The organism is Aeromonas sp. R2-4 (genome assembly GCF_040908365.1).
Lineage (GTDB): Bacteria > Pseudomonadota > Gammaproteobacteria > Enterobacterales > Aeromonadaceae > Aeromonas > Aeromonas veronii.
The window spans coordinates 1-19,324 of record NZ_JBFODO010000029.1 but is presented as its reverse complement, the minus strand read 5'-3'; the positions used below and the strand labels follow the sequence as shown (position 1 = coordinate 19,324).

General features: G+C 41.6%; 16 protein-coding genes. 7 read left to right on the top strand and 9 right to left on the bottom strand.

Going from position 1 to position 19,324, the window contains the following annotated elements; translation table 11 throughout:
* Nucleotides 1-23: 23 nt before the first annotated feature.
* A complete protein-coding gene (locus AB5Z05_RS13065) occupies nt 24-1,439 on the bottom strand; it encodes a NarK family nitrate/nitrite MFS transporter (RefSeq protein WP_058055685.1) in 1,416 nt (471 codons plus the stop codon).
* A 447-nt stretch (nt 1,440-1,886) separates the two neighbouring features.
* On the opposite strand from AB5Z05_RS13065, the gene AB5Z05_RS13060 reads away from it, so the two are divergent.
* Nucleotides 1,887-3,509 carry a histidine kinase gene (locus tag AB5Z05_RS13060; protein ID WP_180349347.1) on the top strand — a complete coding sequence of 541 codons (1,623 nt, stop codon included), beginning with the start codon at nt 1,887-1,889 and terminating at the stop codon, nt 3,507-3,509.
* Between the two features lie 9 nt (nt 3,510-3,518).
* A complete protein-coding gene (gene narL / locus AB5Z05_RS13055) occupies nt 3,519-4,196 on the top strand; it encodes a two-component system response regulator NarL (protein WP_017408671.1) in 678 nt (225 codons plus the stop codon).
* A gap of 78 nt (nt 4,197-4,274) precedes the next feature.
* Here narL and AB5Z05_RS13050 read toward each other — a convergent pair whose 3' ends face one another.
* The 4 genes from AB5Z05_RS13050 to norV form a co-directional block, all read right to left on the bottom strand.
* On the bottom strand, nt 4,275-5,492 hold the full coding sequence (locus AB5Z05_RS13050; RefSeq protein ID WP_368151804.1) for a 4Fe-4S binding protein: 1,218 nt from the start codon (nt 5,490-5,492) through the stop codon (nt 4,275-4,277).
* 108 nt (nt 5,493-5,600) lie between these two features.
* Nucleotides 5,601-5,942, bottom strand: a complete 342-nt coding sequence (locus AB5Z05_RS13045) for a DUF1971 domain-containing protein (RefSeq protein ID WP_017408673.1) — start codon at nt 5,940-5,942, stop codon at nt 5,601-5,603.
* A 62-nt stretch (nt 5,943-6,004) separates the two neighbouring features.
* A complete protein-coding gene (gene norW, locus AB5Z05_RS13040) occupies nt 6,005-7,174 on the bottom strand; it encodes an NADH:flavorubredoxin reductase NorW (protein ID WP_058055684.1) in 1,170 nt (389 codons plus the stop codon).
* The gene (norV, locus tag AB5Z05_RS13035; RefSeq protein ID WP_017408675.1) at nt 7,171-8,652 is read right to left on the bottom strand and encodes an anaerobic nitric oxide reductase flavorubredoxin; all 1,482 of its coding nucleotides are present in this window, start codon (nt 8,650-8,652) and stop codon (nt 7,171-7,173) included. Before norV ends, norW begins: the two co-directional genes overlap by 4 nt.
* 170 nt (nt 8,653-8,822) lie before the next feature.
* Here norV and norR point away from each other — a divergent pair, with 170 nt between their 5' ends.
* Together norR and AB5Z05_RS13025 are read left to right on the top strand one after the other, a co-directional pair.
* Nucleotides 8,823-10,349 carry a nitric oxide reductase transcriptional regulator NorR gene (gene norR / locus AB5Z05_RS13030; RefSeq protein ID WP_081042863.1) on the top strand — a complete coding sequence of 509 codons (1,527 nt, stop codon included), beginning with the start codon at nt 8,823-8,825 and terminating at the stop codon, nt 10,347-10,349.
* Nucleotides 10,350-10,475: 126 nt separating this feature from the next.
* Nucleotides 10,476-11,138, top strand: coding sequence for a response regulator (locus AB5Z05_RS13025; RefSeq protein ID WP_236371292.1), 663 nt, complete (start codon nt 10,476-10,478; stop codon nt 11,136-11,138).
* Nucleotides 11,139-11,251: 113 nt separating this feature from the next.
* Here AB5Z05_RS13025 and AB5Z05_RS13020 read toward each other — a convergent pair whose 3' ends face one another.
* From AB5Z05_RS13020 to AB5Z05_RS13010, 3 genes are all read right to left on the bottom strand, one after another.
* Entirely contained in the window at nt 11,252-12,211 is a 960-nt protein-coding gene (locus AB5Z05_RS13020; protein WP_081043421.1) for a sensor domain-containing diguanylate cyclase, read from the bottom strand.
* Nucleotides 12,212-12,468: 257 nt separating this feature from the next.
* Complete coding sequence (locus AB5Z05_RS13015; RefSeq protein WP_107683372.1) at nt 12,469-13,221, bottom strand: hypothetical protein; 753 nt, start codon at nt 13,219-13,221, stop codon at nt 12,469-12,471.
* A gap of 188 nt (nt 13,222-13,409) precedes the next feature.
* Nucleotides 13,410-14,369 carry a diguanylate cyclase gene (locus tag AB5Z05_RS13010; protein WP_058055680.1) on the bottom strand — a complete coding sequence of 320 codons (960 nt, stop codon included), beginning with the start codon at nt 14,367-14,369 and terminating at the stop codon, nt 13,410-13,412.
* An 837-nt stretch (nt 14,370-15,206) separates the two neighbouring features.
* On the opposite strand from AB5Z05_RS13010, the gene AB5Z05_RS13005 reads away from it, so the two are divergent.
* Entirely contained in the window at nt 15,207-16,772 is a 1,566-nt protein-coding gene (locus tag AB5Z05_RS13005; protein ID WP_058055679.1) for a sensor domain-containing diguanylate cyclase, read from the top strand.
* A 372-nt stretch (nt 16,773-17,144) separates the two neighbouring features.
* Here AB5Z05_RS13005 and AB5Z05_RS13000 read toward each other — a convergent pair whose 3' ends face one another.
* Nucleotides 17,145-17,597, bottom strand: a complete 453-nt coding sequence (locus tag AB5Z05_RS13000; RefSeq protein WP_058059824.1) for an antitoxin Xre/MbcA/ParS toxin-binding domain-containing protein — start codon at nt 17,595-17,597, stop codon at nt 17,145-17,147.
* Nucleotides 17,598-17,708: 111 nt separating this feature from the next.
* On the opposite strand from AB5Z05_RS13000, the gene AB5Z05_RS12995 reads away from it, so the two are divergent.
* Nucleotides 17,709-17,900, top strand: a complete 192-nt coding sequence (locus AB5Z05_RS12995; protein WP_058059819.1) for a hypothetical protein — start codon at nt 17,709-17,711, stop codon at nt 17,898-17,900.
* Between the two features lie 715 nt (nt 17,901-18,615).
* Nucleotides 18,616-19,310 (top strand): IS1 family transposase gene (locus AB5Z05_RS12990; protein ID WP_197495595.1). Its coding sequence is split into 2 segments (ribosomal slippage): nt 18,616-18,862 and nt 18,862-19,310, totalling 696 coding nucleotides; the frame shifts between segments, so codons are not numbered across the junction.
* Nucleotides 19,311-19,324: the final 14 nt, after the last annotated feature.

The window sequence follows — 19,324 nt, the reverse complement described above, 5'->3', positions numbered from 1 at the left end:
GCATATGCATTAATAGTAACATTCTATTTATTGAGTTCTTTTCCATATACAAACCATGTTATTAGCCCACAAATAACATAGAAGACTAAAAAAGCTTTCATCGCATTAATTGGTGTTCCGCTGAGAGCTATTGATAAGCCGAATGCGTTTGGAATAAAGAAACCACCAATTGCACCTATTGCTGAGATGAATCCTAATGCTGTTGCTGTATCATTTGCTGATTTTTTTAAGGCTTGAGCTTCTGAATCATATCGCTGTAGATTCCTTTTTATCATCATCCCCCTAAACAAAACGGCGATCATTTGAAATGTAGAACCACTCCCAACTCCTGCGCATGAGAACAAAGCCATAAAGACAGCTAGAAAATAGGTGAAGTTGCCATGCCCTGCATCTGATGGAAGAGTTGAAAACAAAACCGCAACTAACGTAGCCATTAAGCAAAAGCTAACAAAGGTGACTTTAACACCGCCCAGCTTATCTGATAAAACGCCACCAACTGGCCTCATCAATGCGCCGAATAATGGCCCTATGAAAGCATATTTCATTATTTCAATATCAGGGAATTGAGTTTTAGCGAGCATTGCAAACCCCGCAGAGAATCCAATGAATGAACCAAAGGCAGCCAAATATAAAACACTCATAATCCAAAGATGTTTTTGTTTTAACACTACCCATTGCTCTTTAAACGAGGCTTTGGGTGCTGCAATATCATTCATAAAATGCCACGCTGCAATACTCAATATCAATATTACTGGCATCCATATTAAGGGTGCATTGCTGAGCCATATTGATGCATCAGGATTTCCTTGACCTAAACCGAAAGGGCCAAAGATATTTACAGAAATTACGATAGGTACAAGCATCTGCATGACACTGACACCCAAGTTACCTAGCCCCCCATTTAAACCAAGAGCCTTTCCTTGTTGAGTTTTTGGATAAAACAAGCTGATGTTAGCCATACTAGATGCAAAGTTGGCACCACCAAACCCACATAACAAAGAGATTATTAGAAATGTTGAATACGGCGTTGTGGTGTCTTGCACTGCAATGGTCAACCATGACATAGGTATCATAAGCAACAAGGTACTGAATGCTGTCCATCTCCGGCCACCAAAAACTGGGATCACAAATGAGTAAGGAATCCGTCCTAAAGCTCCAGTAAGTGACGGGAGTGCAGTCAGCAGAAACAGCTGGTCTGTTGTAAAGGTGAAACCAGCTAAAGGCAAGTTCATTGCTACTACGCTGAATATCATCCACACAGAGAATGAGATCAGTAGACAAGGGATAGATATCAGTAGGTTTCTTCTGGCAATATGAGAACCATTCTCAATCCAAAAGCACTTGTCATCAGGATTCCAGTCAACGAGCGTTTTGCTGTTATTTCTTTTATTTGTGTGACTGTCTTCACATCCATCTTTATATTTTTGATATATGGACATTTTGCTCACCGGTTAGTGTTGGGGTACACAATTTCCAATAAACAATTTAAATGGATATTTTTTATTGACTTAGATCAACTGAACATATGTATTACAAATGATGAATATTTCGATAACTACCTACTACAGGGGGGTGCGGGTTGAAATTAACCACAACAAAATCATGCACTTAGCTTCAACAAGACTTTCTTTATCATGAGCTGGCTAATGTCTGGAATATTGTAGGTATTTACTTTGAGGTATTTTTATTAGGGTATCTAAAAGGTATAAATATCAGTAGTGACAATCTTAGGAAGTGTCAAATTCGTGAACATACTATTGAAGTATTGGAAGAAACTGTCTATTACAATTTCTATAACGTCAATTATATGTACACTATGCCTCATATCTATATTTAATATGAGTGCATCGATTTATTTGTCATCAAGCATCCAAGGGAATGCATATGTGATAAATAGTATTGGTTCAATTAGAATGAAAGTCTATGCACTCCTCTCAGGAACACTGTCTGTTGATGAAAAAGTGCAAGCGGTTAATAGCGTTGAATCAATTCTGCATGATCCTTTTTTTATTAACACGGCTGAAAAGCACAACCTTAATAAAGAATACATACAACTCAACAGTTTGTGGGATCCAAAATTAAAAAACATTCTTTCCCACTTAAAATCTGGTGATGTAGCAACACCATTAAGCATTAACCGCTCTAAAGAGTTTATTAGTTTGCTACAGAAGATAATCAAAAGCATTGAAAACAAAACAGAATCTAAGATCGTAGTGATTAATGGCCTTCAAAAAGCATCTTCTTTAATTGTTATATTGTTTTCCTTCATCGCAATTTATAGCTTAAATAAGCGTTTCTTTAGACCGTGGTCAAAATTATTGTTAATGGCTAAAAACATTCAGCATGGTGATTTTAGTTCAAAATTTGATTCTGAATCACATGATTACCGCGATGAGATGTGGCAGCTTGGCAATGCATTAAACAATATGTCAGAGGTTGTTAAGCATACCTACAGCGATCTGGAACAGATGGTAGCTGAAAAAACGCATAAACTTAACTTGCAGAATTTGCATTTAGAATTCCTTTATCGCAGTTGTAGATTATTTCAAAATCAAGAATTCAACTGCAAAGTTTTAGCTCCTTTCATGAAAGAATTAATCGGATACACTGGGGCTGGAAAAATAAAAGTATATATTCATGATCCACATAAAAATTCGGTCAAACATTTATACACCTTTGGTGAGAACGTGAGGCCATTACATTGTGCTTCTATGCGTTGCTCATTATGTATTAATAATGCAGATGTCAAATCCCCTATTGAGAGTGAATATAATAATAGGTTATGGAACATTGGAGATGCGCATAATGATTATGGTTACATAGAATTTTTCTTTTCAAATGAAGTCACTATATTACATGATACAGAACAATTAATATTTGCATTTTGCAACTTGCTGTCTCAATCCTTATCTCTTTACTACAAAGAGCAACAACAACAACAACTATTATTATTTAAAGAAAGAAACACAATTGCTCAAACACTTCATGATTCGATAGCACAGTCTTTATCATACTTAAAGATAAAGATTAGCCTTCTTCAAAGGGATCCAATCATCATTAGTTCTTCTCAGGTTGATAATGTTTCAGAGATGAGGTGTGAGTTAAATGAAGCTTACTCAAACATCAGAAAACTAATTTCTACTTTTAGAATTCCATATAAGAAAATCGAAACGTTAATTTTATTAAAAGATGCGATAGCAATATTTAATGACACATATGGTTTTAACATTAGGTTGGAATATAAAGATTTTTATGAAGACTATTCGCATGAGCAGGAAATACTCATACTGAACTTCTTCAATAAATTATTCGAATGTTTAAGGATAAGTATGCCTCCATCACGGATTGAGCTGCATATAAAATCCCTAGCTGAATATGTCATTATCATCCTGAAGGGTGAAGCTGAGTTCGAGGATTCAATATCGAGCTTAGTTGTTTTTCTAAAATCAGAAAATATTTCATTCATTAATGAACGGACGCAAGTGAAAATTGATCTTCACGTAGTTTGAGGAACACACATGGAAAAAGCTTTAACAACCAACGCAGATGTTTTTTCAATTTTACTAATTGATGATCATCCTGTCCTACGGAGCGGGATTAAGCAACTTTTACGTACAAATCCCTTTTTAACTATTGTAGCTGAAGCCAGTACAGGACAAGATGGTGTTCAGCTAGCATTAGATTATGAACCTGACTTAATTTTGTTAGATCTTAATATGCCTGAGTTTAGTGGTATAGACACATTAAAGTCATTACGAGCGCATAATGTATCTAGCAGAATCGTAATCTTCACAGTATCAGATTATGAAGATGATGTTTCGGATGCTATCCTTGCTGGAGCAGATGGTTATCTACTCAAAGACATGGAACCTGAAGACCTGATTAGCTCGATTGAACAGGCGTGCATGGGAAAGCTTGTGATAAGCCCAAAACTAACTGCAATCCTTATTGAAAGTATGCAGTCAAGAAGAAAAAACCGCCTTAAAGACAAAAATCTCCAAGTGTTAAGCCATCGCGAAATAGATGTTTTGAAATTTATTGCTCAAGGCTTGCCTAATAAGGTTATATCAAGACGTTTATTTATTTCTGAAGGAACAGTTAAAGTTCATGTAAAAAACATTCTTAAAAAATTAAATCTTCATTCAAGAATTGAAGTTGCAGTGTGGGTTCATAATGAGAAGATTATTTTCGACTAGTAGTGATAACTATTGCGTTATTTAATCATTTGCAGAAATAAAGCGTCACCGAAAAGTGGCGCTTTAATAGCTATCACTCTAATGTGAAAGGCCAGGAAGGATTTCCAATAGATAACGGCGCTGTTCTAATGGTGTGTTGCTTGTCCAAAAATCGAAAATCACATGAGCTAGCAATGGAATTAATAAAAGTAAAACACACAACATTGCAAGTAGCGTTCTTGCAGAAATTTTTTTATTCGCAGTGCCAAAATGAATAGCATTAGCTTGTTTTGGGCATGCAGAGATACAAGTTAAACAGTTTGTACACTCAAGATTTCTGACTGATATAAGTTCATGAACCTGTATTCTTGATGGACATGCTCTACTGCATTTATCACAATCGTATCCCTTGCTTCGTAAACAGCTGCTGGAAGACCTGCGAATACGCAATGGTGTCAGAAGCCCCAGCAAGGAAAGCCATCCACCATAAGGGCATAGGTATCTACAGAAGCCTTGCTTGAAAAACATCGTGATACTTAATACCCAAACAACAAAAATACCTGATATAAAGTTCAAGTTGAAAAAGAAGGCTCCCATTTTCATGTCAGCAGCTTGGTGATACTGGCTCATCAAGTACCCTGGCAGTGCAACATTTGGAACAGCAAGAATAACTATGAACATCAGAAATGATAGAACTAGAAATTTCTGAGATTTGAGCAGTAGGTCTAACCATTTTGGCGGAGCCCACTCACCTGGTAGCAGCAAATTTCGAAAATGATGCAGCCATTCACCGACAACCCCAAGAGGGCAAAACCATGAGCAGAAGGCACGACCTAAAATGAGTCCAGATAAGGAAATAACCAAGACTGTGATTGTTGCAGCTGGATGGTGGTAATCAGTAATGCCCAAACTCAACAACGCCCGCAAGCCAAGACCGCCCGCTATAGGTAGAAAGCCATCTACGATATCAGGTCTAGACAGCCAAGGTAGGTCACCCTGGTGGAGTTGAAAAATATAAACACCATACTGTATTGTTACAAATCCCCACGATGTAACTAAGAAATATCTAACTAAACTACGAAGTTGTTGATCTCTTGAATCATAAAATGCGGATATTAATTTATATCTATAAAGCATGACAATAGCGACACCAAGCACGATTAAACTACTTAGTGGTGGCTTGGCTGCTACCGTCAACCATACAGCGGCGGTTAGCATCAGGAACAGCTGCCAAGACCAACCTGAACGCTCATGCCACTGGAACAACAACAGATACACCAAGCCACTCAGCATGGTTATGGTTTCAATCCCACTCATCTAGCCAACTCCCATCGCAAAAACAGCCAATCATAAACAACATTACAGTTATTCATTTTGATCTGGATGGGCAGTTGGCCTAGTTTGTGGCGATGACAAGATTGTAATTTATTCTCTTGTCTTAATGAGTGGGGTGTCTGAGCTTACGTTTTCAGCCCAAAAATGGATATTGAATCTAGCATCTTCAGACAGTTCAACCCTGTGCCAATACTGAGGTGGGCTGGTTGCAAACTCTCCGGCTCGGATTACAAGCGTAATTTCAGGTATCTCCGCTGTTTCATCAGCAAAACCGTAATATGTTACCGTCCCCTCCATTACACATAACTGACCGAATACGCCAGCAGCTGTATTGTGATGGGTTAATAGAGCCTGTGGTACGTTTTCATTTGTAAAGAATGGGGTTGAACGGCGAACAACCCAATGAGCTGGTATACTATGCAGTAGCGACATGTTTTATCCTTAATAATCTATGAAATTAAGTAAGGCTGAGCATATGCTCAGCCAGCAATTATTCATCTAGAAAGAAGGCGTAGAAGTGGGAATGCAGCTCCCATTTGGTCTCCACCTACGACAAAGCCGCACATTTCACCATCCTCGCTGCGAGCTTCTGCGACCATTCCATTTTTATTCCATCTAAACTGCCATGAAAGGTCTGTACCTTTTGTTCTACCAGCTAACTGCAAAGGATATTGAAGTGTTTTTACCTTCACTAGCATTGGAGGAAGCGTTAGTGGTGTTGGCTTACCAATCAGAGTTTTAGATAATGCATTGGCACCGAGAACAATTGGCTGCAAAAAGGGGCGTAATTCACCTTTCCACTCAACGCAATCACCAAGCGCATAAATGTGCTCACTCGATGTTCTCAGGTATTCATCCACTACAATTCCACGCCTTACAGCCAGTCCCGCATTCATCGCTAAGGATAGATTCGGTTGTAGACCTATAGCTGAAATGACAAGATCCTGTTCACTGAAACTGCTGTCAGTGAGCTCTATCGTAAAGGATTCGTTGGCATCTCCTCTTTGTATCGACTTGATACCTCGACCAAGTTTTAGGTCAACCCCCTGCTCCCGTAAGGCTTGCAGTAACGGTTGACTCAATGCAGCTGGCATTAATGTACTTAGGGGGCTGTCCGCCAGATCTACAAGCGTCACAATTCGGTCTTGGCCCACCATATCCATAGCCAACTCACAGCCGATCAAACCTGCTCCGAGTACCATAATGCGTTTTGCATTCTTAATTAATTGTTCGGCATTGGCATAATCATTTTGGCTATTGAGGGTTACCATTTTATCCGAGTTGGGAACGGGAGGCAGTATAGAACTGGCCCCAGTTGCCAGCACTAGCTGGCCATAAGAAAAATCGCCATTATTTGTGTGTACCATTTTGTTATTCGGACTAATGCTATGCACAATCGTATTAGGTGACAGAATGATACGTTGCTGTTCAGCAAATTGAGCCCCCGTCAACTTTGTCATTGCGCTGGCGGTGTAACCACGACTGACCACATGACTCAAGTCCGGTTTGTTATATTCATTGCCATTATCAGCGGTAATAAGACGGATCGGTCTTTCACCATCTAATTTACGCAAGCTTTTTACCAACTGCTGAGCGGCAAAGCCGCTACCGATGATGACTATATCCTGGCTGGAACCAGCATAATGCTCATTTAATGCGCTCATACACATGCCTCCACTGCGCATGGTTCGAATACCTCCTTGCCGATGCCGCAGCCAGGGCAAAGGAAACTCTCCGGTACAAGGCTCCAGGGAGTGCCAACCGCAACCAATTGATCCGGTTCACCTAAGGCGGGGTCATAAACCCACTGGCAGACTGTGCAAAGCATTGCTTGCTCATCGTCTACTCCGGCTACAACTGACTGGGTGGTCTCCTCTACAGGGGAGATATCAACAGTGAATGGCACTTGATGGGCTGCTTTTTCTGGGCGAGGCACCTCAATAGGATGTAACGCCCATTGACGAGCGAGCTGGCGTCCATGCTCTCGGCACTCTGCCAGTGCAGAACCATCTGGTCGCCATTTGGCTTTCAGAGAAATGCTGATATCAAAGCCTGCATCCATCAATCGGGTCTGGATACGATCTACTGCACCACCAGTCCAGCCGTAACTGCCGAATGCAGAAGCACGCTTGTTTCTAAAGCGCAGGCCAGTTATCTCCTCCAGCATGCCTGCCACCTTAGGCATCATGACGTTGTTCATTGTGGATGAGCCCACGAGTATTCCCTTGGAGCGGAACACTTGTGTCAGGATCTCGTTCTTATCGTGGCGGGCTACGTTGTAGATCTTGACTGCGACCCCAGGGTCAACTTCGTGAATACCCTGTGCGATGGCATCGGCCATCATACGGGTGTTGTTTGACATCGAGTCATAGAACAGGGTGATACGATCTTCTTGGTAGTGGTCTGCCCACTCCAGATACTTGAGAATAATTTGGGTCGGATCCTCACGCCAGACAATACCGTGGGAGGTTGCCACCATGCTTACTGGCAGGTTGAATCCAAGCACCTCTTTGATTTTAGCTGTCACAAGTGGGCTGAATGGGGTGAGGATATTTGCGTAGTACCGTTGGCACTGCTCCATCAATTCGGTTTGATCTACTTCGTCATTGAACAGATGCTCATCACAATAGTGTTGACCGAAGGCATCGTTAGAAAACAACACTGCGTCCTCAGTCATGTAGGTCATCATGCTGTCGGGCCAGTGCAGCATAGGTGTTTCAATGAACACCAGCTGCTTGCCATTACCGATGTCGAGACTGTCGCCTGTTTTGACTGGATGGAAGTTCCATTCAGGATGATGATGGTGTCCCGTGATTGAGTCGATAGCGTTGTGAGTGCAGTAAATCGGAGTGCCTGGGATACGAGCCATCAATTCGGTCAGTGCCCCTGCGTGATCTTCCTCTGCATGGTTGATCACCACATAATCGATAAGGTTAAGGTCGATCTCTGCTGCAAGGTTTTGAACGAACTCTCGGCTGAACTTATGATCGACTGTATCAATCAGCACGTTCTTCCCTTCACGGATGAGATAGCTGTTGTAGCTCGTCCCCTTGTTTGTCTTGTACTCAGTACCATGAAAATCTCGAACTTCCCAGTCCCGTTGGCCGACCCAGTGAATGTTGTTTTTGACATGAATGGTCATCTGGCAATTCCTCAGTATGTAATAGTTGGTATTTCTTGATATCAACTATTGCAGCTAACATGCCAACTCATAACTCATTGTTTTTATAAGACTTAGTTTATTTTCTTGTTAAAATGACATAGTATTGATATTGTTTAAATGACAGCATTAATGTCATTTGGACACTAACAATGATTTCGACAGACAGTTTGGCTCGTATTGCTATAGACATACAGCTGGGGATTTCACATCAAGACAGATTCCACCGCCTTATCCAGAGTATTCGCAGCCTACTGAACTCAGATGCGTCAGCCTTGCTACGGTACGAAGGAGGCCAGTTCATCCCGCTCGCCATCGATGGCTTAATGCAGGACGTATTAGGACGCCGTTTCGCCATCAAGGAGCACCCACGCATGGAGGCAATTGCCCGTGCTGGTGATGTAGTACGCTTTCCGGCAGATAGTAGCTTGCCTGACCCCTATGATGGCTTGATCCCTGATCATGCAGAATTTAAGGTGCATGCTTGTGTTGGTTTGCCTCTGTTCTCGGATCAAGTCTTGATTGGTGCATTGACCATAGATGGCATGAATCCTGCCCAGTTTGATGACATTAGCGATGAAGAGTTGCGTTTAATTGGTGCGCTAGCGGCAGCAGCGTTAAGTAACTCATTACTACTAGAGCGTTTAGCTCGCCAGAGCAGTGAGCCATTAATACCTTCAACACCAACAGGTGCAGATAGGTTCGAGATAATCGGACATTCTCAGGCGATGCAGCAGCTAAAGCATGAGGTAGATATAGTTGCTAACACTGATTTAAACGTCCTAATTTTGGGCGAAACGGGTGTAGGTAAGGAATTAATAGCAAAAGCTGTACATCTTGGCTCGCCACGTGCAGATCGCAAATTGGTATATCTCAATTGCGCAGCCCTACCGGAATCCGTAGCAGAGAGTGAACTATTTGGGCATGTAAAGGGAGCGTTTACAGGCGCTATTCATAATCGTGCGGGTAAATTTGAATTAGCGGATAAGGGTACGTTGTTCCTGGATGAAGTTGGTGAATTATCCTTATCATTGCAGGCAAAATTGCTACGTGTCATTCAATATGGAGACTTGCAGCGCATTGGTGATGATACCCCACTGAAAGTCAATGTACGTGTGCTTGCTGCAACGAACCGAGACTTGAAGAAAGCAGTCATCGATGGCAAGTTTCGAGCAGACCTCTATCATCGCCTGAGTGTTTTCCCTATACATGTACCAGCCTTGAGAGATAGAGAGGATGATATCTCCTTGTTGGCTGGCTACTTTTGCGAGTGCTGTCGAGTGAGTATGGGGTTAGAGCAACTGCGGATCCAACCTCAAGCACTGCATCTTTTGAAGGGCTATGACTGGCCTGGTAATGTGCGCGAACTGGAGCATGCCATTCATCGTGGTGCCGTATTGGCTAGAGCAGAGCAACGAAGTCCGGTTCTGACGCTTGCAACTCATCATTTCAGTATAGCTATACCACCAATGCCTCAATCTGGCATAAGTCCTACCGAAAATATGGATGACTTCGCTAGTAACCAAATGGGTTTGAGAGCATCAACTGATGCATTTCAGTCTGCGTTAATTAAAAAGGTACTAGCAGATCATAATGATAATTGGGCTGCAACAGCACGAGCCTTAGACATTGATTGTGGTAACTTACATCGTCTAGCCAAACGACTGGGGTTAAAATGATAAAGATACATAGCTATGGGCCATTATAGAGTTGCATCCTGAATATTGGTTAACGTGTTGATTTATAGTGTTTTTTTATGCACGTATGGTGTAATGTGACGCTAGCATGGTATTGAGAATGTAGTTATGGATAACAAAGTTTCAATCGAAGAAATGCAAGCATTAAAAGTATTGCTTGTAGATGACCACGCTATATTGCGGGCAGGAGTCAAAGCTACACTCTCAACAGATCACCTTATGAAGGTGATTGCAGAGGCTGGCAATGGTAAAGAAGGGTTAGATCTGGCAGTAGAATATGAACCAGATTTAATATTGCTTGACCTTCAAATGCCAGTGCTTAATGGATTAGAAACGCTGAAGAGAATCAGAGCAAAGAAAATAAAAAGCAAGGTCGTTATCTTCACCGAGTCAGATTTGGAAATTGATATTGTAGAAGCGTTTAGGTTCGGAGCCAATGGATATCTTTCAAAAAATATTGAACCGCTTGATTTAATTGGCTGCATTAAGAGCATATGTGCTGATACATCAATTGAAAGTCCTCAGTCAAACAATAAAGTAATGTCAATCTCATTATCAGATAGTAATGTTGGCATTATTGAATCATTAAGCCATAGAGAAATTGATGTAGTAAAACTTCTTGCTGAGGGCCACTCGAATAAAGTTATATCCAAACTTTTATTCATATCACCAGGGACTGTAAAAATACATGTGAAAAATATTTTAAGAAAACTTAATCTAAAATCAAGAGTCGCCGTCACTATATGGGCGCACAACAGAACTATTAAGTAGATTTAATAATCTGAATGAGCACAGATAAAAAAGTTCATGTTGCTCTTATCATTGTAACTCATTAATCTCCTGCTGAGAACACATAATTAATTTACCCATGGCTAGCATCTAATTTATCCATCTTGCTTGCAACGATACATTTCGTCATCTGCTAATCGAAGTAACATGTTTAGATCTGGTGGAGTCGTGGGATTATAGCTCACTATACCTACTGAGCAAGATAGGGTGTAGGCTTTACCGCTGTGTAAGTTGAATTCATCAAATGAGATATTTATCCTACTACGCATATATTGTAAATACTCATAGTTTGTCTCAGGAACTAAAACTACATATTCATCACCACCTAATCTTGCACAAATATCAGAGTTTCTAAAAACCATATTTATTAGTCTGGCAGCTTGGCACAATGCATCATCTCCCACATCATGACCAAAGCGATCGTTTATCGATTTAAAATTATTCAAATCGATAAACAATAATGAAAGACTTCTCTTTGTTCTAAATGCATGCTGCAAATATTTCTCAGCTAAAAGAATAAACCCTCGTCTATTAGTGATCCCAGTAAGTTCATCTATTGTAGCCATTTGTACAGCACGTAACTCGCTCTCAACTGTAGATGCTAAGTCAGTAAATAAACGTCTCTCTTTGTCACCAAAAACCCTTGGCTTCCGATCTATAATGCACAAGGAACCAATGTGCAGTCCATTCGTTATGACTAATGAGTGTCCAGCATAGAAGCGAATATATGGCTCCCCAATAACCATCGGATTCTCAGCATATAGGGGATCTTGAGTTGTATCCTCTATAACAAGCATGCTCTTTGTGAGAAACCCTTTTTTACAAAAGGAGATATTCGGAAGTGGTTCATGCATGTTTAAACCATAACAAGGTTTAGCCCATCCATGCTCATTATCTTCAAAGGATATTAGGGCAATAGGCACGTCAAAAATATTACGAGCCATCCTTGTTATACGAATGAAACGTTCCTCTGTAGGGGAATCAAGTGCTTGAAGACGGCGTAACGCATCTAGGCGTAGAAAGTCGGGATCTGAGGTTTCATGAAGAGGTTGCATCCTTGCTTCCTTTTTTCATATCGGTTTTAAACGCAAATAGTATGGCATTCTTTGAGATGCAACAGAATGGAATGTAGCATTACATATGACGGATTTTAGTTGTAGTGTGATCGTTAACACATTAGCTTCTCGCATGGGATTCAACTCGACAGGAGACCAAGCCAGCATCACATCATGAGCGGCCTCAATGGAAGCCTTGCGGCTAAGGGGAGACCATGGAGGATGATATTACAATGCGCGGCAAAAAATATTTCTAGTTAATCATGGTAGCAATATTTATCTTTCAACTGCTCAATCTTATTTTCCACTTTCATCATGTTTAGCGTAGAGGCTAATCTTTGTGCTAGCGTAAAATGCCTATTATTAAGATAGGCATAGCCTTCTAATTTATCTACAACGCCAGCCGAATGTACTTTTTCGTATTCTGGTGAGCTTTCAAGTAGGTCTTTTTTGTTTTTATCAAATACAAGGGTTTGCTCAATAAATATATCTGTACGCCCTTTTATCAGTTTTTTCAATCCCTGTTCTGTCGTATTCACATCAGTAAGTAAAGATGGTTTAATCAACTTTGAGAGAACCTCTCCTGCGCGCTTAGAACCTCTTCTAAACTCAATCTTTAAACCATCTTTGTTTAAGTCATCCCAAGAATTAAATTCTAACTTTTTATCATATACATATGCCTCGATAGTCACATAAAAATGTGACTCGTTCACTCTAATCATATTTTTTGTTTGTTGCTGATATTCTAATGGTCGATGTATCTCTCCATCGACACTTCCATTCTCAGCCAGAATTGGGGCTCGTCCACCAGGAACGCCACGATAAATTAGTTTATATCCTAGTCTGGAGAATGCCTCGCTGTAAATATTATGAAGCCAACATCCATACCTTGATTTGAAGGTGTCATCTGAACTCACCAAAACTATAGTGTTTTCAACAGCACTTACACCTAGCGAGAATATAATGAAAAAAATATAAAATATGTTTTTTATAAGGTTTTGTGAAAACATATAGATCTCACATTGACATATCATACGCTCAATATAGCTCAAAATTAAACTTTCTTCATTTTTAAATGAAAAATATATGATGACTACTGGATTGCTTTGTAATATTTACATATTTAACTTTAAAGATTACTCGCACGCCCTGTATCTAGAGTTACAACGCCGAACGACATAGAATGAATCGATGCCTATTATGAACGCAGCCCTTTGCATACATACATCTCCTCATCTGCTTGTCGGAGTAGTTGATCTAAATCAGGTGGAATACTAGCATCGTAAATAACAATTCCTAAGGAGCATGACAACTGGTATGGCTTACCACTATGACTATTGAAGTCATCTATTGCATGATTCAGCCGCTCTTTAATTCTCTGACAATGTTCACTACCAGTGCCAGGTAAAAGGACAACGAATTCATCCCCACCAAGGCGAGCGAATATATCAGCATCGCGGAATACTCGGCATAACAACTCGGCAATATGTCGCAACGCGTCATCGCCAATGTCATGACCAAACTTATCGTTAATTAGTTTGAAGTGATTTAGATCTAAAAAAAGTAAGGCCGCTGGGTGTTTTACACGAAATGCATATTTCAAACTTTTTTCGGCGAGCAGCATGAATCCTCTACGGTTAGTTATCCCCGTCAATTCATCTATGGTTGCTCTCTGAACGGCTTGTAACTCACTCTCAACCATGGATGCCAAATCAGCTAACAGCGCTTGGTCTCGTGGGCTAAAACCCCTGGGTTTAGAGTCTATGATGCACAATGTACCCAGCTTCAAACCGTTCCCAACTTCTAGTGGATGGCCTGCATAGAAGCGAATGTGTGGTTCCCCCGTGACTAAGGGGTTGTCAGAAAATCGTGGATCTTGGGCCGCGTCTTCAACTACAAACAGTTCTTCACCGAGAATTGCATGACCACAAAAAGAAATGTCTCGCGGTGTCTCCAATACCGGCAACCCACAACATGACTTGAACCACTGTCTGTTTTCATCCACCAATGAAACCAATGCGATGGGCACATCAAACATGTTGCGAGCCATCCTGGTAATCCGGTCAAAACGCTCCTCTGCGGGGCTATCAAGTATCGCTAAACGGCGCAATGCGTCTAAGCGAAGCGGTTCGTTATCCGGTACTACAGGGCTTTGCATCAACATCTCCTTGTTGTGTGGGCACTGTACGCTGCCAACATATACTGTGCATCTGTAGATCTGATGTACTGACAGTATATTACAGTAGGTAGACCTATGATTTCGAGCCATCTCATCTTTGATGACAGGAGCAGTGTTTGCACTCTTGGTAGCGTGGTTGTCGCTCGCTCGACAAACAAGAGCTCGCCTAGAATCCCCCTAGTTTTATTCGACCATCCTAGCAAAAAGCCATTCCGCAGTTAACTTGTTTGTCATTAATGAACTAACCTCATATCATCAAGTCTCCCAGTTTTTGCATCTGGATGTTTCACGATGGTCAGAGTCATTTTTCAAGCCAAGGTACATACCTCCGTTGACTCAGGCGGGTGGGTCGAAGTCCCACATTTATGCTTGCAACACTGCGTTATAGAGGACTTTAAGGCTCACCCTCGCTGGAGAAGATCCATCTCATCTTTAGAGCTGGATGAGATTCTCGAACAGCACACCACTAGGTTGTTTGGGGAGGCCAGGCGATTAGATCTGAACACTGTGCCTGAAGGTGTCTCTGTAGATGTGTTCGGGGCTTTGGCTATTGTTACTATAAATTTGATGCAGTGTGACACATACCATTGAAAATATAATATATTCAGACACTTATGACTTTAAAGCTCAGGCCATCGTCTTCATCGTAGACAAACCTTAACGTTCAGATTGTATGAACGGTAGTAAGTAGTTATCGAGCAAGTCGTCCTGAGGGGGCTCGTTCAGGTTCGAGGAGGGTGATCACAATGATGGGCTCATTTAAAGCTTTCTGGTATGGTTAGCCCATCAGATTTTTTCAGACAGGATGTCTGTGTAATGAGTGATAAAACCCAGTGGAAAACATGGTCATTGATTTCCCGCATGCGTCTTGGGTTAGTTCTGCTTTTCGTCCCCATATTAATTCTCGGGGCCATTTATTACTATCATATGACCGTCACTCTGCAACGTGATTTACAGCAACAGTTAGTATCCAAGAATGATCAACTTCATAATGTTTTGATTAAGCCATATCTTGATACCCTCACAACACAGTTTGAGCTTATCTATCGCAAGGTTGATTATAAAGACTTTATAAATAATAAGATCACGCATCAATCTGAATACTTACACGACTGGCGGCGTTATCAGGAAACTGCTGGGCTACAATACATCTATGTTGGCACAGAGCATCGACAATTGCTTGTTCATCCTGAATGGCAACCAGACTCAAATTTTAACCCACGCATAAGGCCATGGTATCAACTTGCCGTTAAAAATAAAGGCAAGATGGTTTGGACTGAACCATATTATGACTACATTTACGGAACGCTATCCCTCTCATTAGCTAAAACAATTGAAGACCCGACAGGGAAGTTAGTTGGTGTCTTTTCAATTGATACATTACTTCAACCTATATCAAAGTGGCTTAATTATAAGCAAGATGCTGGGTATCAGATGTTGGTGAATGGGGCTGGTAAGATGCTAGTTCATCCTGATAAAGAACTAATGTTTACTCCCATGAAAGATATGACCTGGCTTTCAAAGTTCACAAAAGAAAAAGGCGTATTCCATGATAAAGAATCTGGGATGTTTGTGGCATATAACAAAGTCGATGGTCAAGACTGGATCTTGGTTAGTGTTGTTCCAGAATCTACATTACAAGGTGTCATTGAGAGTGTGTCGCTTAATGTTCAAGGTGTCATCGCGCTAACATGCATCCTTTATTTGTTACTCGCATTGTCATGGTCTCGTTATTTTCAACGCATGCTCAATGAGCTATACAATGTTATAAGGTCAAGTCGTAACAATTCATTAAAATCACCTAAGAATAGAATGGTTGAGTTATCACATGTGTATGACGAAGTGGCAAAATCGACACATGAATTATCAGAAGCTCGCTTACAGGCTAATGTTGACCAACTGACAGGTTTATACAACCGTAGATTTTTTGACATAAAGCTTTCTCAGCTATTAAAAAAGCAAGAGCCATTTTATTTAGCACTGTTAGATTTAGATGACTTTAAAAAAGTGAACGATACGTTCGGACACCAAACTGGTGACTCTGTATTAAAAAGAGTAGCGAAACTTGGAAATTCAATTTTTTATGAGCATGGCTGGTTCTGTCGATATGGTGGAGAAGAATTAGCTGTATTGTTTGAAGTGGGCTCTGGGAACTTGGCGATATCTTTACTGGAGGCATTAAGGCATGGTGTTGAGCATCTGGACTGGCGTGAAGATGCTCTTCGAGTAACACTCAGTGGTGGGGTTGCTGTTAGTAAAAAAGATATTAGTGCAAAAGAGCTTATAAATGCAGCTGACATTCAGGTTTACAACGCTAAACGCGATGGTAAGAATCGAATTTACGAGTGCATATCAATAACCACTGTTCATGACACCAAGTAGCGTGAATCCCGTATGATTGATATATGTGCAAGAATTAAATTGAAGTTTTACTATTCAGTGCCTTAGGCACTAATTTAACCAGTTATTGTAAGGGTATCTCCTTCGATAGAATTCGTTGTTAGATTGTTATGACATTCAATTATGAGTGTTTGTTGATGAAATAATAGCCGTGGGTGTACAAAACTGGTTTATCTTCGCTGCGTAGCAGCGGAATAATGGTGAGCTGCTTAAATTTCATTGAAGCTCTCATAATTAGTAAATGGACAGTTTTCCGAATTTTTCAAGTGGGGTAAATGAAATAAATTTCAAAAAATGATGGGGTTGATTGTTTTTTAAGCATTCCGTGGGGATTCGCCTATCAGAACCCTCGATTTAGTTGCACACCCCATGCTGAATCCGTCCCACCAAATTCACAACAGCCTGAACCCCCATCGGTGTATTCAGCAATGTGGCTGGAGCCACGCCACCGAGGCCCCAGGCTGGTCTGTTTAGCCATGACAACGCCTTGGCAGTATCGTTCTTGTTGAGGGATAGTGCCGCATCGAGGGCCTGCACAACGCCGTATACCCTGGCGCCCTGAGCGGTTGATAGAAGAGCTCCAATCCTAAGCTTGTGAGCAACAGTACTCCGGTTCATGCCTGCTAAGCGGCATATCAAACCTATGTCTGCACTCATCAATTCAGCCAGTCGATGAATGATGCCAGGAGCAACGCCAGCCACGATCCATAGATGTGCTCCTAGTGGGTCACGAGGAATACCAAGACCTTCTAGGAGACGGTTCGGAGTAACTGCGTCACTACTAGGATGATAGGTTGCATAGGGCATCATGTAGCACTCCTCATTGTACAAACACGACCTCTCATGAGCTATCCTACCCCAAACTGTCGTTTTGAGTGGAAAATTAACAACCAAATGCCCCTGCATTGAGGAGGGCTGATGACCGAGTTGGTCTGTACTGAACCAGGTTTAGGCATTGAGCTGGGGACTACTTTTCAGGTTCTATCGGAGAACGGCTCTGAATGGGAAATCCTGTTGGGGAATGAATACCGCAGGATCAACAAACGCAGCGGGCGCGTTACAGGTTGGAAAACACCTCCAAAATTTGAGTGCAAAGGCATCCAAAAATAACATATCAAATAAGTGCTCAATGCTGGTTATGCCAGTAATAATGTTGACTAGCGGCTTCACCTTTCATAGAATCAAGGCACAGGGAGATTCGCTACCCTAAGTGCGAAGTTGAAACAAGGGAGAGTCGCTACCCTGAGTGCGAAGTTGAAAAAATGCTGAAACCCTGCCTCGTTGCGGGGTTTTTTGCTTTCTGGAGACATGGATGTGTAGTGGCCTAGTCATCCAAGACTTCCTCTTAAGTTAAGAGGGGCGAAGTGTCTGGATCCTCAAGGGGCAAATCTAAAATTTCTTATCATCGACTCATTCTGTGAGCCAATGATATTGTCCTATCGGCTCATTTCGTGAGCCGAACAAGATCCTTCATCGGCTCATCTGGTGAGGTGGTCTCAACGCTCACTACCACTTGGATTTAATTTTTAGCTACATATTTTCATAGCAGATTGGAGCTAGGCCAATAAGTAGATCCAAACGCAATTTAGCTCAGGATTTTTAAATGATGCTTTTTCGAATCATCTTGGTGCCAAAAACAGTGGAGCTGATGCTGGGATTGAGAGATAATTTTCCTGATATAAAAATGTGATACATGAGGATAAAAATGAACGATTTTTTGAAAATACTGATGAATATTCGTAGTCTGCGAGCTGCATTGCGCGAGCTGGTGATGCATCCGATCGGTTGAGTTGATATGATGAACTCTTTTGAGACCGACAGCTTCATGGCATCCATCCCCGTTCACTGTCCTCGTTGCAACTCTGACCACGTATATCGCCATGGTAAGACCCCTGCTGGCCATGTTCGCTATCGTTGCCCCGTCTGTCCGCACGTGTTTCAGCTCACCTACACCTATGAAGCCCGCAAGCCTGGCGTCAAAGACAAGATTGTTGATATGGCGTTCAACGGCTCAGGTGTTCGTGATACTGCTCGCGTCCTCAAGATTGGCATCAACACCGTCATACGCACCCTAAAAAACTCGCCCCAAGGCAAGTAACCTCCGAGAAGGTGGTGCTCTATGACGTGGCGCTTATCTGTGAACTTGATGAACAGTGGGCCTATGTCGGCAATAAACAGCATCAACATTGGCTTTGGTATGCTTTTGATACCAAGAGAAAACGAGTCGTGGCCTATACCTTTGGCCCACGCAACGATGAGACATGCCGTCGGTTGCTGAGCCTGCTTTCTCCGTTCCAGATAGGCTTTATCACCAGTGATGACTGGGGAAGCTATGCCAGAGAGGTGCCGAGCGAGATGCATCTGACCGGGAAGATATTCACCCAGCGTATCGAGCGTAACAACCTGACGCTCAGAACGCGCATCAAGCGATTGGCTCGCAAGACCATCTGCTTCTCTCGTTCCGTTGAGCTCCACGAGAAAGTGATTGGTGCCTTTATAGAAAGACACCATTTCAACTGATTGGAGTCATTACC

Excerpts from the sequence above, each read along its gene's own strand:
- AB5Z05_RS13065 (WP_058055685.1), bottom strand. The coding sequence starts at position 1,439 with ATGTCCATATATCAAAAATATAAAGATGGATGTGAAGACAGTCACACA.
- AB5Z05_RS13020 (WP_081043421.1), bottom strand. The coding sequence starts at position 12,211 with ATGCAACCTCTTCATGAAACCTCAGATCCCGACTTTCTACGCCTAGAT.
- AB5Z05_RS13000 (WP_058059824.1), bottom strand. The coding sequence starts at position 17,597 with ATGCCCTATGCAACCTATCATCCTAGTAGTGACGCAGTTACTCCGAAC.
- AB5Z05_RS13050 (WP_368151804.1), bottom strand. The coding sequence starts at position 5,492 with ATGAGTGGGATTGAAACCATAACCATGCTGAGTGGCTTGGTGTATCTG.
- AB5Z05_RS13005 (WP_058055679.1), top strand. The coding sequence starts at position 15,207 with ATGAGTGATAAAACCCAGTGGAAAACATGGTCATTGATTTCCCGCATG.
- norV (WP_017408675.1), bottom strand. The coding sequence starts at position 8,652 with ATGACCATTCATGTCAAAAACAACATTCACTGGGTCGGCCAACGGGAC.
- AB5Z05_RS13045 (WP_017408673.1), bottom strand. The coding sequence starts at position 5,942 with ATGTCGCTACTGCATAGTATACCAGCTCATTGGGTTGTTCGCCGTTCA.
- narL (WP_017408671.1), top strand. The coding sequence starts at position 3,519 with ATGGAAAAAGCTTTAACAACCAACGCAGATGTTTTTTCAATTTTACTA.
- norW (WP_058055684.1), bottom strand. The coding sequence starts at position 7,174 with ATGAGCGCATTAAATGAGCATTATGCTGGTTCCAGCCAGGATATAGTC.
- norR (WP_081042863.1), top strand. The coding sequence starts at position 8,823 with ATGATTTCGACAGACAGTTTGGCTCGTATTGCTATAGACATACAGCTG.
- AB5Z05_RS13015 (WP_107683372.1), bottom strand. The coding sequence starts at position 13,221 with ATGTTTTCACAAAACCTTATAAAAAACATATTTTATATTTTTTTCATT.
- AB5Z05_RS12995 (WP_058059819.1), top strand. The coding sequence starts at position 17,709 with ATGACCGAGTTGGTCTGTACTGAACCAGGTTTAGGCATTGAGCTGGGG.
- AB5Z05_RS13010 (WP_058055680.1), bottom strand. The coding sequence starts at position 14,369 with ATGCAAAGCCCTGTAGTACCGGATAACGAACCGCTTCGCTTAGACGCA.
- AB5Z05_RS13025 (WP_236371292.1), top strand. The coding sequence starts at position 10,476 with ATGGATAACAAAGTTTCAATCGAAGAAATGCAAGCATTAAAAGTATTG.